General features: G+C 65.0%; 10 protein-coding genes. 5 read left to right on the top strand and 5 right to left on the bottom strand.

Going from position 1 to position 12,553, the window contains the following annotated elements; translation table 11 throughout:
* Window positions 1-59: 59 nt before the first annotated feature.
* The 5 genes from gyrB to dnaA all read right to left on the bottom strand — a co-directional run bounded on the left by gyrB (window position 60) and on the right by dnaA (window position 9,214).
* A complete protein-coding gene (gyrB, locus tag AB0M74_RS11325) occupies window positions 60-2,114 on the bottom strand; it encodes a DNA topoisomerase (ATP-hydrolyzing) subunit B (RefSeq protein WP_364904903.1) in 2,055 nt (684 codons plus the stop codon).
* 588 nt (window positions 2,115-2,702) lie between these two features.
* Entirely contained in the window at window positions 2,703-3,272 is a 570-nt protein-coding gene (locus AB0M74_RS11320) for a DUF721 family protein (protein ID WP_364904899.1), read from the bottom strand.
* 334 nt (window positions 3,273-3,606) lie between these two features.
* Window positions 3,607-4,872 (bottom strand): DNA replication/repair protein RecF, encoded by a 1,266-nt coding sequence (recF, locus tag AB0M74_RS11315; RefSeq protein ID WP_364904897.1) that lies wholly within the window; start codon window positions 4,870-4,872, stop codon window positions 3,607-3,609.
* A gap of 235 nt (window positions 4,873-5,107) precedes the next feature.
* Window positions 5,108-6,289, bottom strand: coding sequence for a DNA polymerase III subunit beta (dnaN, locus tag AB0M74_RS11310; protein ID WP_364904894.1), 1,182 nt, complete (start codon window positions 6,287-6,289; stop codon window positions 5,108-5,110).
* A gap of 846 nt (window positions 6,290-7,135) precedes the next feature.
* On the bottom strand, window positions 7,136-9,214 hold the full coding sequence (gene dnaA, locus AB0M74_RS11305) for a chromosomal replication initiator protein DnaA (RefSeq protein ID WP_364904892.1): 2,079 nt from the start codon (window positions 9,212-9,214) through the stop codon (window positions 7,136-7,138).
* Between the two features lie 589 nt (window positions 9,215-9,803).
* Here dnaA and rpmH point away from each other — a divergent pair.
* The 5 genes from rpmH (at window position 9,804) to AB0M74_RS11280 (ending at window position 12,502) form a co-directional block, all read left to right on the top strand.
* The gene (gene rpmH / locus AB0M74_RS11300) at window positions 9,804-9,947 is read left to right on the top strand and encodes a 50S ribosomal protein L34 (protein WP_209885332.1); all 144 of its coding nucleotides are present in this window, start codon (window positions 9,804-9,806) and stop codon (window positions 9,945-9,947) included.
* Between the two features lie 21 nt (window positions 9,948-9,968).
* Window positions 9,969-10,406 (top strand): ribonuclease P protein component, encoded by a 438-nt coding sequence (gene rnpA / locus AB0M74_RS11295; protein WP_364904889.1) that lies wholly within the window; start codon window positions 9,969-9,971, stop codon window positions 10,404-10,406.
* Window positions 10,403-10,750 (top strand): membrane protein insertion efficiency factor YidD, encoded by a 348-nt coding sequence (gene yidD, locus AB0M74_RS11290; RefSeq protein ID WP_364904886.1) that lies wholly within the window; start codon window positions 10,403-10,405, stop codon window positions 10,748-10,750. Before rnpA ends, yidD begins: the two co-directional genes overlap by 4 nt.
* A 4-nt stretch (window positions 10,751-10,754) precedes the next feature.
* Entirely contained in the window at window positions 10,755-11,843 is a 1,089-nt protein-coding gene (gene yidC, locus AB0M74_RS11285; RefSeq protein WP_364904883.1) for a membrane protein insertase YidC, read from the top strand.
* Window positions 11,844-11,971: 128 nt separating this feature from the next.
* Window positions 11,972-12,502, top strand: coding sequence for a protein jag (locus AB0M74_RS11280; protein ID WP_364905335.1), 531 nt, complete (start codon window positions 11,972-11,974; stop codon window positions 12,500-12,502).
* Window positions 12,503-12,553 lie beyond the last annotated feature (51 nt).

Raw genomic sequence — 12,553 nt, 5'->3', positions numbered from 1 at the left:
GGAGGTCTCCTTAGGAACCGGACGTGGAATTCGCTTCGACGCGGCGCAATTCACGTCGGCTACACGTCGAGGAAGCGAACGTCCTTGGCATTGCGGGTGATGAAGCTGCGACGCGCCTCGACGTCCTCACCCATCAGGATGGAGAACAGTTCGTCGGCCGCGGCGGCATCGTCGAGGGTGACCTGACGCAACACCCGCACCGCCGGATCCATGGTGGTCTCCCACAGCTCCTTGGCGTTCATCTCGCCGAGACCCTTGTAGCGCTGGACACCGTCGTCTTTGTTGATCTTCTTGCCCGCGGCGAGACCTGCCTCGAGCAGCCCGTCGCGCTCCCGGTCGGAGTAGGCGAACTCCGGGTCCGACCGCTGCCACTTCAGCTTGTACAGCGGCGGCTGCGCGAGATACACGTGCCCGTGCTCGACCAGGGGACGCATGAAGCGGAACAGCAGCGTCAGCAGCAGCGTCGAGATGTGCTGGCCGTCGACGTCGGCGTCGGCCATCAGCACGATCTTGTGATACCGCAGCTTGCCGATGTCGAACTCGTCGTGAATGCCGGTGCCGAAGGCGGTGATGATCGACTGGACTTCGTTGTTCTTGAGCACCCGGTCGATACGGGCCTTCTCGACATTGATGATCTTGCCGCGCAGCGGCAGGATCGCCTGGTACATCGAGTCGCGGCCGGACTTGGCCGAGCCACCGGCGGAGTCGCCCTCCACGATGTAGATTTCGGACTTGCTCGGGTCCTTGGACCGGCAGTCGGCCAGCTTGCCTGGCAGTCCGCCCAGGTCGGTGGCGCTCTTGCGACGCACCAACTCACGCGCCTTACGCGCGGCGACGCGCGCCTGTGCCGAGGAGACCGCCTTGTTCACGATGGTCTTCGCATCGGCCGGGTTGGCCTCGAACCAATGCGCGAGGTGCTCGTTGCAGGTCCGCTGCACGAACGACTTGACCTCGGTGTTGCCGAGCTTGGTCTTGGTCTGGCCCTCGAACTGCGGCTCGCTGACCTTCACGCTGACGATCGCGGCGAGACCCTCGCGGATGTCGTCACCGGTGAGGCTGCCGTCCTTCTCCTTGATCAGCTTCTTGTCTTTGGCGTACTTATTGACCACCGTGGTGAGCGCCGCACGGAAGCCTTCTTCGTGGGTACCGCCCTCGTGGGTGTTGATGGTGTTGGCGAAGGTGTGCACCGACTCCGAGTAACCGGAGTTCCATTGCATGGCCACCTCGAGCTCGTGCCCGGTGCCCTTGCCGGTGAACCCGACGACAGAGTTGTGGATGGCCTGCTTGGTCCGGTTGATGTGCCGGACGAAATCCTCGAGACCACCCGGGTAGTGGTAGGTCCGCGTCTTCACCTTGTGCTCGACCGGCGCGGCAGGCGCGTTCGGGTCGGCGTGCTTGGGCGCCTCGGCGGTCTCGCTCACCACCTCATCGATGACGTCGGCGTCGGTGACGCGTTCGTCGGTGAGGATGATGGTGAGGCCCTTGTTCAGGAACGCCATCTCCTGCAAGCGGCGCGCGACCGTCTCGAAGTTGTAGGTGGTGGTCTCGAAGATCTCGGAATCGGCCCAGAAGCGAATCGTGGTTCCGGTCTTCTTGGAAGGTTCGCCCTGGACCAGCTTGCCCGGCTCGGAGGCCTTGTAGCTCTGGCTCCAGTGGTAGCCGTCACGATTGACCTCGGCTTCCAACCGGGATGACAACGCGTTCACCACGGAGATACCGACACCGTGCAGACCGCCGGACACCGCGTAGGAATCGGAGTCGAACTTGCCGCCGGCGTGCAGCTGGGTCATGACGACCTCGATGGTCGGCACACCCTGCGCGTGCATGGCCACCGGGATACCGCGGCCGTCGTCGACGACCTCGACACCGCCGTCGGCGAGCAGCGTGACCTCGACCTTGCTGGCGTATCCGGCCATCGCCTCATCGACGGAGTTGTCGACGACTTCCCAGATCAGGTGGTGCAGGCCGCGCTCGCCGGTGGAGCCGATGTACATACCCGGACGTTTGCGAACCGCCTCGAGTCCCTCGAGGACCGTGATGGAGGAGGCACCGTAATCCTGCTTGCCCGATGTCGCGTTGGTCGAGCCCGATTCATTGGAGTCGTTGGCAGCCACTGGTCGGTAGCTCTCCTTACTTGCTGATCCTCGGCACAGCGGTCGGATAGCACACGTGGGACCCGGTCTTCGTCTGATCGAGATTCCGGGGGTCCACGCGCGGGCTGTGCCGAACGCGCCGAAGGTATCGCCGCTAGTTACGTCACCATCCTACTGGTAGACCCAAGCCACAATGCACCTACGACACCCCTGACGGCTCCGTGGATGCGAGAAATCGAGCGACGACGGGTCCGTTCCGCCTTCCGAGGGTTTCAATCCATCTCGGCTGCCCTGAGAGTTGTCGCCCGCGCTCTGGCTTTGCTGTCGTTTGCCGGGCTCGTTCGAGAGGAGATTCCGGTTGTCGTGCGGCGGCGCGCAGCGGGACCGTCGGGGCAGGTGACGGGCCCTCCGGCCCATCGTATGCCCCGGGGCGCCGGGCATCGCCGAGGTTGGGTACCGATGGTCGGGCGCGCACCCGCCTACCGGCGTCATCCCGGCACGGCTCGACCGGCGGCCGAGTTCGCCGCGCCGTTCGGAGTATGAAATCGGTTGGCGCGTCGATGATCCCGATGAACGGTTTCACGTGGAACGCCCGCCGCCGACCAGTGACTATCCGTACGTATCCCGGGGTCCGCGCCCCTTGATATGCCGTTCCCCCTTGCGCCAGCTCGGCGCTGCCGGGCCGGAGATGCGCAATGAGGTCACCACCCCCTGCCCGACCGCGGCATTGATTTTCGCCAGGATCTGTCCCTGCAGCATGCGCAGTTGCGTGGCCCATGCGGTGGATTCGGCGGCGATGCTGAGCACGCCGTCCTTCAGTGTCACCGGCGAGGCATGAGAGGCGATGTCGTCGCCGACCACGCCGGACCAACGGCCGAGAACCATGCCCTCCGCGACCTTCGTCGACCAGCCACGATTCTTCGCGATCGACCCGGTCAACCTGCCGAGCAGCTGTGGATCACGCTCATCCGGCCGCGCGCCCGACCAGCCGGTTCGCCGCCTGGCACCGGTCCGCAGATTTCGGCGCGGTGACGCACGGCCCTGGCCTATCGACTTACCGCTGGCCTTGGCAGCGGCACGGGCTTCCTCGAGCGCCCGCCTGGCCAGATCTATCCCACGTAGTTCCGGCTCCGCACCGGGCTGCGGTGCGGAGGCGCCCTGTTCAGGCTGATCGCTCATCGACCTGCTCCGTTCGCACGCACTTGCTTTGTCCCCAGTTTTGTTCATTTTGTCCCCAGCCCCCGGCTTGCCGGTTGCACAGCGAAGGATTCCACGACCAGACCACTCGCAAAGGGTGTCGGCCGCCACATTCCGCGCCTATTTCGCTGTTTTCTTGTTTGCCGGGTCTCGGTCGATGCCACGCCGAGTCGGGATCCACCGGTCCAGGAAGCGGCTGACCAGGCCAGATTTATCCACAGGTGTTGGTAGTCCGGCCGACGTGTCCGCGCCGGTGGCAGCACCGCCGACGCATGGGTCACTGTACGGGAGCACACCGACAGAGTGGCCGAACCCGTCAGTTGGTCGCGGAGGCGCTATCCGGGCTGTTCTCGATGTCGTCGCCGACACCTGCGCCCTCGCCTGGAGGCCGGCCGAGCGCCTCGGCTGCCGGCGCCACGATCCGGGAGATTCGGCCGTCCGATCCGCCACTCGTCTCCACGTGCAGCGCAACCGCCGCCAGTTCCGCAGGCACGTCTTCGGGGACGGCGGCGGTGATCAATACCTGCTCCGCGCCCGCGGCCACCGCCGCGAGTGCGGTGCGCCTGCGGCGGTCGAGTTCGGCGAACACGTCGTCCAGCAGCAACACCGGCTCCGCCGCGGTGGCACGCAGCAATTCGAACGCGCCGAGGCGAAGGGCGAGGGCAAAGGACCATGATTCGCCGTGACTGGCGAACCCCTTGGCCGGCGCGGTGCCGAGCATCAGGTCGAGGTCGTCACGGTGCGGGCCGACCAGGCAGACGCCACGCTCCAGCTCCTTCGGTCGCGCCGCCGCCAGCTCCTGCAGCATGATCGCCTCCAAAGCCTCGCTGTCCCCCGGCAGCGGTGCCCGCCCGGGATCCAGGAATTCCGTCGGCAGCGTGGCACTGCGGTAACCGATTGCGGCGGGCCGCGATTCGGGCGCGATCGACGTATAGGACTGCGCGAGATAGGGGTACAGGTCGTGCACAAGCCGCAAGCGCTCGGCGAGCAGCACCGAGGCATGCGACGCAAGATGTCCGTCCCACACATCGAGGGTCGTCAGTTCGGCGCCGGATCCCCGGGATCGCCCTTGTCGCCCTGCGGTTTTCAGCAGTGCCGAACGCTGGCGCAGCACCCGGTCGTAGTCGGCACGGACCGCGGCGAGCCGAGGCAATCTGGCTGTGCACAACTCGTCCATGAACCGTCTGCGCTCGCCGGGATCACCACGCACCAGCGCGAGATCCTCGGGCGCGAAGAGCACCGTCTGCAGGACACCGAGGATCTCGCGCGGCCTGCGCACCGGAGAGCGGTTGATCTGGGCGCGATTAGCAGCACCCTGATTCAGTTCCAGATCGATACGGAGCTCCCGGCCCGCGTTCACGACGGTGGCGCCGATTCTGGCGCGTTCGGTCCCGAGCCGGATCAGGGGCGCGTCCGCGGCGACCCGATGCGAACCGAGTGTGGCCAGATAGCCGATCGCCTCGAGCAGATTGGTCTTGCCGTTGCCGTTGGATCCGAGGAAAACCGTTCGGCCTGGGGACAATTCGAGTTCCGCGTGCTCCCAGGACCGAAAATCACGCAGCGACAGCGCCCTGATGAACATCCGCCTACCTCGACCCGATTGTCATCGCCGCTGGTAGAGGCAACGTGACTGTATGTGGCCGCGTGAACGCCGAAGAAATCGCGAACCGGCCACCTGCTGTGGAAGGACTGTGGATGGATCGCGCCCATGTGGATGGCGCGGACAACGAATACCGCTGCGTCCCTACAAGCTTCGAACCGCTGCGCGGCGCTGTTGCTTGCGCCGGAGCGCGCAGCACCAGATCATGCACAGACGCTCAGCCCGGCAGCCGAACCGGCATCAGCAGGTAGATGTACACACTCTCCAGCGCGGCGAACGCGCCGGATTCGAGCACCTTCGGCTCGTCGTCGCTGGCGGGCAACAGCACCGCGGGCCGACTCGGAGTGGTGAATCCGAAGGTGACCCGGTCGGAGTGCAGTGCGGACAGTCCGTCGATGAGATAGCCGGGGTTGAAGGCGATGGTGAGTGATTCGCCACGGAAATCGGCCTCGAGCCATTCCTCCGCCCGTCCGGCGTCGTCACCGCCCGCGGACAGCAGCAGGCCCTCGCTGGAGAACTCCAGACGCACCTGAGCACCGCGCTCGGCGACAAGGGCGACGCGCTTGATGGCATCGGTCAGCGTCGCCACCTGGAGGGTGGCAATGGAGGTGTGTTCCTTCGGCAGCAGCTGACGGAACTTGGGGAACTCGGCATCGAGCAGCCGAGTAGTGGTCCTACGGCCCGCGTTCACAATCCCGAGCAGACCGTCCGAACCCGATCCGGAACCGGTGCCGAGCGAAAGCTGAACCGGGGCATCCGAGGGGCCAAGTGTCTTCGCGGATTCCGACAGTGTTCGTGCCGGGATGAGCACCGAGGTCTCGATATCGGTTCGGGCAGGCTGCCATTCGATGTGACGGACCGCGAGCCGGAACCGATCGGTAGCCGCCAGCACGACCTTGGGCCCCTCGATCTCGACCCGGATGCCGGTGAGCATCGGCAGGGTGTCGTCGCGGCCAGCGGCGACAGCGACCTGGCCGACCGCCTCGGCGAAAACCTCGACACTCAGCTCGCCGGTCTGCTGGGGCACCTCGGGAAGCTGGGGATAATCCTCGACCGGCATGGTCGGCAGCGAGAACTTCGCACTGCCGCACGCGATGAGCACCCGAGTGCCGTCGAGCGAGACGTCGACCGGCTTGTTGGACAGTGCCTTGGTGATGTCCGCGAGCAATCGACCGGAGACGAGCACCTGGCCAGGACCCGCGACCTCGGCCGCGACCCGCATCTGTGCTGAGACCTCGTAGTCGAAGCCGGAGACGGTGAGCCCGCCCTCATCGGCGACGAGCAGCACTCCGCCGAGCACCGGGACGGGAGGCCGGGACGGGAGGCTACGAGCAACCCATGCAACGGATTCGGCGAAGTCTTCTCGTGCGACCCGAAACTTCATGCCTGCAAGCTCCATCGCCCGATCTGTCCTCTCCCGGTTCCGTGATCTATCTCGGCTCGTCAGTTCTCGAACGGGTGCTGAATCGGCCGCCTCGAGAATTGTGGCACAGGCGACCGACACCAAACCGTACTCGCGTGCGGCACCTGAACCTAGTCCGACCCTCCGTGCCGATCAACCGAGTGCTCGTCTTTCTCGATGCGCGTGTGGATCGAACTCATCAGTTGTCCGATGCCGGTCGGTTCGGTCTGTGGAGAGGTCTGGCGGTTTCGTCCTTGCTTGCTTTTCGGGGAGTGGCACCGCGGCGACGCTCACCGACGGACTTTCCACACACCCTGTTTTGAAGAGAGTTCTCTAAGAAGAAGAACTGAAGTAGTAGTAGGCACTGTGGAATCTGTGGACTGGGGAGGTTTTCGCAGGTCCGGCGGTGTGGTGCCGTGGGGATGGCCATCGGGTGACTCGAGGATGAACGGGAGGGGCCTGTGGAGGCTCCGAAGTTGTTCAGCATCCATCCTCGAGTGCTCCTCGAGTTGTTCCACCAGATTCACCCTGTTGTTCACACGTGTGCACCAATTCGTGGACAACTCGAGGAATCCTCGAGGACTCCACATGGATTCCTCGAGGATTCCACAAGGCAGTGACCGAGTGATGCGCTGGTCAGGATGCCTGGGGAGCAACCGCTGTGGAGACTGTTGAATCCACCCCTGTTAATCCCGACGACGTACCTGCTCCCCCGCCCTGTGCACGAACCGGTGCACAACTGGGAGATTCCTCGAGGACTCCACAGGGATTCCTCGAGGAATCCACAAGCCAAAAAAATGCACCGCCCCAGTTCAGGGGCGGTGCAGTGGGTGTTAGCGGCGATCAGCGCGAACGTTGTTTAATCCGGGCTGTTAGTTCTTGCACCTGGTCGTAGACTCGCCGCCGCTCGGTCATCTCCTTGCGCACTTTTTTGTCGGCGTACATGACCGTGGTGTGGTCGCGGCCGAAGGCCTGACCGATCTTCGGCAGTGAGAGATCGGTGAGCTCACGGCACAGATACATCGCGATCTGTCTGGCCTGTGCCAGCGGCCGTGCCTTGCCCGGCCCGGTCAGCTCCTCGAGCGTGGTGTTGAAGTACTCGGCGGTGACGGCCATGATCGTCGCGGCATTGATCTCCAAGGCGGCCGTATCGGGCATCAGATCACGTAGCACCACCTCGGCCAGCGGAAGATTCAGTGGCTGACCGTTCAGCGAGGCGAAGGCGGTCACCCGAATCAGCGCGCCTTCCAGTTCACGGATATTGCGCTCGACGCGGCCCGCGATGAGTTCCAGCACATCGTGCGGCACGTCCAGCCGGTCCATGCGTGCCTTCTTGCGCAGGATCGCGATGCGCGTCTCCAGCTCCGGCGGCTGGACGTCAGTGATCAGGCCCCACTCGAACCGCGTCCGCAGCCGCTCCTCGAGGGTGGCCAACTGCTTGGGCGGCCGGTCCGAGGAGACGACGATCTGCTTGTTGGCGTTGTGCAGGGTGTTGAAGGTATGGAAGAACTCCTCCTGGATACCTTCTTTGCCCTCGATGAACTGGATGTCGTCGACAAGCAGGATGTCGGTCTCACGGTAGCGGCGTTTGAAGGCGACCTTGCGGTCGTCGCGCAGGCTGTTGATGAAGTCGTTGGTGAACTCTTCGGTCGAGACGTACTTCACCCGCATCCCAGGAAACAGCCGCTGGGCGTAGTGGCCTGCCGCGTGCAGCAGATGCGTTTTGCCCAAACCTGAAGCGCCCCACACGAACAGCGGGTTGTAAGCCCTGGCAGGAGCCTCGGCGATGGCCACGGCGGCGGCGTGCGCGAAACGGTTGGATGCGCCGATCACGAACGTCTCGAAGGTGTACTTCGCATTGAGGCTGGCCGAGGAGTTCGACTGCGCCGGGGTCTCCTGGGTCTTGGTGAAGTAGGTGGGCCAGGAGTTGCGTACGTTGACGACGGGCTCGTCGTCGTGGTCGCGCGAATTGTCGGACATCTGTTCGCGCGGCATCTGTTCACGGACCGATTCGTGTGCCGCGGCGATCGAGGGATCCTCGCTCGGGCGGCCCTCTTCACGCATGGGCGCCCTGGCCGGACCCCGCATCGGCAGCGGCTCCGGGGTGAACAGTGACTCCTGACCCGGCGGAATCGAGTCGCGGCGCGGCGGCATCCCGGAGTCGCGGCGCGGCGCGGACATTACCTCTGGTGTCGGTCCGCCGGGGGCTTCCCTGCGCGTGCCCTGGCTCGGGTAATCGCCGCGGGTCGGGTACTCATCGGTGTGGTAGTCGCCGTTGGGCGTGTACTCGGCGGCGGGCACGTATTCCTGGGACGGCACGTACTCCGGTTCGTAGTCGGCACCCGGATAGTCCGACGTCGGCGCGTAGTCATTGGTCACAGGGGCGTAGTCATTGGACGCGGGCGCGTAGTCGTTCGACTGGGGTGCGTAGTCGTTCGACTGGGGTGCGTAGTCATTGGACGCGGCCGGGAAGTCGCCCTGGGCGGCGTAGCGCGGTGTTTGATAGTCACTGCGACCCGGATAGTCGGCCGACGGATACCCGGCGTGCCCGCGACCGGTGTCCCTGCTCCGCTCCGGCCTGCTTGTCATCCTGGCGTGGCGCGCCGAATTGCCGGGCCGCTCCGACGGCTGGTTGGTCGGTGCCGCGATCCGGACGCCGAGTCCTTCCACCTGAGGGCCGAGGCGCCGGGCGAGCGAGCGCAGGATGGGTTCACGCAGATCGCGTTCGATGGCTTCCTGAGCCAGCGACGAGGGCACCGAGAGCAAGGCGAAGCCCTGGGCCACCGTCAGCGGCTTGACCAGTTTCAGCCAGGCTTGCTGCGCCCTGGTCACCGGTGGGATGGCACCATCGGGTGAGCCGGTGGTGAGCTCGGCAACCACCTCTGGCCACACTGTGGCCAACACGTTCTGCTCGTCGTCCATGCAGGTTCCTCCCCGGAAGTAGGCGATAGGAGCAGACGGCCGGGGTACGCGGGCAGCTACCGGGCAAGGTAGATTTTGATGATCCTGCGCACATCCGTTAGGTTCGGACGCTGCCCGGATTCCCCCATCCCGGGCGGCGACGTGGCACCGTCGGCCCTACGAATATGCCACTCCAGGGGTCTTTCCACACAATTATCCACAGATGTGGAGAACTCTGGGGAAATGTGAAACGTGCTCGCATTCGTCCGAGACAACGCCCGGACCTGCAGTTCTTCAGCAATCCTTTGGTTACACGTACTGCTCGTTGAGATGGCCTGCGGCTAGGGGTGTGGACGAACTCACGCCGGACCGCACGAATGCGTGACTCCGCAGGGTGGGCCGAGTTTGACCCGCTCCTAGCCGATCAGTACCCTCGTACAGTCACCCCTTGGTGCGGTGGCGGTCCTGTGCTGACCGCGGTTGGTCAAGCCAGACCTGTGCGCCAGGACCGACGCGCGCCGATGATGACCAGACTGCGATTCATCGCGAAATACGTAATACCCATACTTCGGGTGCCGACTGGCGCCCACTTACTCGAGGAGTGTTGACCGTGGCCAAGGGCAAGCGGACGTTCCAGCCGAACAACCGTCGTCGGGCGCGTGTTCACGGCTTCCGTCTCCGGATGCGGACCCGCGCGGGTCGCGCCATTGTTTCCGCGCGTCGCGGCAAGGGCCGCAAAACCCTCACTGCCTGATCTTCGCTTTCGGACGCTCGGGTGTTGCCTGAGCCGTATCGGTTGCATCATCGTGCCGACTTCTCCCGGACGGTGCGCCGCGGCCAGCGAATCGGGAGGCGAGATTTAGTCGTACACGCGCTTGTGCACGGGTATGACGGAATCATGGGCGCGAGTGGACGACACGACGATCCGGCAACAGCCGGATCGGTGGTTCGGGTCGGCGGGCCACGGTTCGGATTGATTGTCAGCAAGGCGGTGGGCTCCGCGGTGGTTCGACACCGGGTGGCCCGCCGCCTGCGTCATATGTGCGCCAAGGTGACCGCTGATCTGCCGGCCGAGACCGATATCGTGATCCGCGCGCTACCCGGCGCGGCGGCGGCCGACTCGGACGAACTGCTCCGCCAGCTCCGCGGCGCCTTACGCAAGCTGGGCATCACCACAGCGCCCCAAGGCGCGGCCGCCGGTGATCGGTCGTGAAGACGACCCTTGTTCGACTGCCTGCCAACGCCCTGATCTTTGTGATCGAGCTGTACCGCACCTACGTCTCCCCCACTCGCATGCCGGTGTGCCGTTTCACCCCGACCTGCAGCGAGTACGCCGTCACCGCTCTTCGCACGCGCGGACTGTTCGTCGGCCTCTTATTGACGGTCGTGCGATTGGCCAAATGTGCGCCCTGGCACCCTGGTGGGTGGGACCCCGTTCCGGAGCGCAGAAAACGCGCCGGGAACGAGTCGGCCGCCGACCCTGCGACGCCGGCGCCAGATGCTTGTAAAGGATCACCGCGCGCGGTGATCGGCGACACGAACGACGGGAGTGCATAGAGCCGTGCTCGACATAATTTATTACCCGGTGTCCTGGATCCTCTGGTTCTGGCATCGGGTCTTCGGGTTCGCGTTCGGCGCGGACAACGGACTCACCTGGGCCCTTGCCGTGGTGTTCCTGGTGTTCACGCTGCGGGTGCTGCTCTATAAGCCATTCGTCAAGCAGGTCCGCACGACCAAGCAGATGCAGGAGCTGCAGCCGCAGATCAAGGAACTGCAGAAGAAGTACAAGAACGATCGCCAGAAGATGGCGGTGGAGATGCAGAAGCTCCAGAAGGACCACGGCTTCAACCCTGTGATGGGCTGCCTGCCGATCCTGGCGCAGGTGCCGGTGTTCCTCGGCCTGTTCCATGTGCTGCGCTCCTTCAACCGCACGGGTACCGGTATCGGACAGCTCGGTATGTCGGCCTACGACAACGCGCACACGCCGAACTATGTCTTCAGCGCCACCGACGTCCAGTCGTTCCTGTCGGCGCGTATCTTCGGTGCCCCGATCTCGGCCTTTATTACCAGCCCTATGGGTCAGCTCGAGGCGTTCGCCGACTACGGCGGTGTGCCGTCGAAGCTGAGCATCGCCCTCGTCTCGATCCCGTTGATGGTCATCGCCGGTCTGGCCACCCACTTCAACGCGCGGGCCTCTGTCCAGCGCCAGACTCCCGAGGCGGCCGCCAACCCGCAGGCCGCGATGATGAACAAGCTTGCGCTGTGGGTGTTCCCGCTCGGCGTGCTGGTCGGTGGTCCATTCCTGCCGATCGCCATCCTGCTGTACTGGGTGTCCAACAACATCTGGACCTACGGGCAGCAGCACCTCGTCTTCGGCCGGATGGCCAAGGAAGAAGAAGCGAAGAAGCAGGCGAAGCTGGAGCTGCGTGCGCAGAACGCGCCGAAGCCGGGTGCCAAGCCGGTCAGTATGAAGAAGAAGCAGACCGCGGTTGACGCCGCAGAATCGACTGACGACGAGTCGGCCGACGCTCCCCCGTCGACGAACGGCACCGCGAAACCTGCGGCAGGCAAGGCATCCGGACAACGCAGGCCCGGTGGCCAGCGGCGGCCGGGAACCCGAGGCCGTGCGAACCAGAAGCGCCGGCGCTGAACGCATTGAGCAACCCCTGATCGCGTTTCCGGCCGGCGCCCGGCGCCGGGTCCGCGCGATAAGCAGATGAAGGAAATCAAATGACTGTTGAGACCGACGGAGGGGACGCCACTGTGGCGACGACGACGATGGTGGACACCACGACGGGTCGTGAATCAGAGACCGGGTCGGAGCCCGGTGATGTCGCGAGCGACGCCGAGGAAGCTCTGATCGAAGAGGGCGAGATCGCCGGCGACTACCTCGAGCAGCTGCTCGATGTGCTCGACTTCGATGGTGATATCGACCTCGACGTCGAGGGTGACCGCGCGATCGTCAGCATCGATGGCGGTCGCGATCTGTCGAAGCTCGTCGGCCGCAACGGCGAGGTGCTCGACGCGCTTCAGGAGCTGACTCGGCTGGCCGTGCAGCAGACGACCGGTGTACGCAGCAGGCTGATGCTGGATGTAGCCGGGTGGCGGGCCAAGCGTCGCGCGGAGTTGAGCGCGCTGGGGACGGCCGCCGCGCAGCGGGTGCTCGAGTCGGGTGAGCCGGAGCCATTGGCGCCGATGACGCCGTTCGAGCGGAAGATCGTGCACGACGCGGTGGCCGCGGTTGATGGCGTCAGCAGCGAGAGCGAAGGCGTAGAGCCGAATCGGCACGTGGTCGTCGTACCTTCCTGAACCGCCTTCCCGGACGCCATTTTTGGCGGCCGGATGAGCAATGGTTGGATA

Origin of the sequence: Nocardia sp. NPDC051463 (assembly GCF_040681975.1) — a bacterium.
Lineage (GTDB): Bacteria > Actinomycetota > Actinomycetes > Mycobacteriales > Mycobacteriaceae > Nocardia.
The sequence above is the reverse complement of the archived record's forward strand: the minus strand, read 5'-3'. Positions and strand labels throughout refer to the sequence as shown.

Excerpts from the sequence above, each read along its gene's own strand:
- AB0M74_RS11320 (WP_364904899.1), bottom strand. The coding sequence starts at position 3,272 with ATGAGCGATCAGCCTGAACAGGGCGCCTCCGCACCGCAGCCCGGTGCG.
- dnaA (WP_364904892.1), bottom strand. The coding sequence starts at position 9,214 with ATGGACGACGAGCAGAACGTGTTGGCCACAGTGTGGCCAGAGGTGGTT.
- dnaN (WP_364904894.1), bottom strand. The coding sequence starts at position 6,289 with ATGGAGCTTGCAGGCATGAAGTTTCGGGTCGCACGAGAAGACTTCGCC.
- AB0M74_RS11280 (WP_364905335.1), top strand. The coding sequence starts at position 11,972 with ATGGTGGACACCACGACGGGTCGTGAATCAGAGACCGGGTCGGAGCCC.
- recF (WP_364904897.1), bottom strand. The coding sequence starts at position 4,872 with ATGTTCATCAGGGCGCTGTCGCTGCGTGATTTTCGGTCCTGGGAGCAC.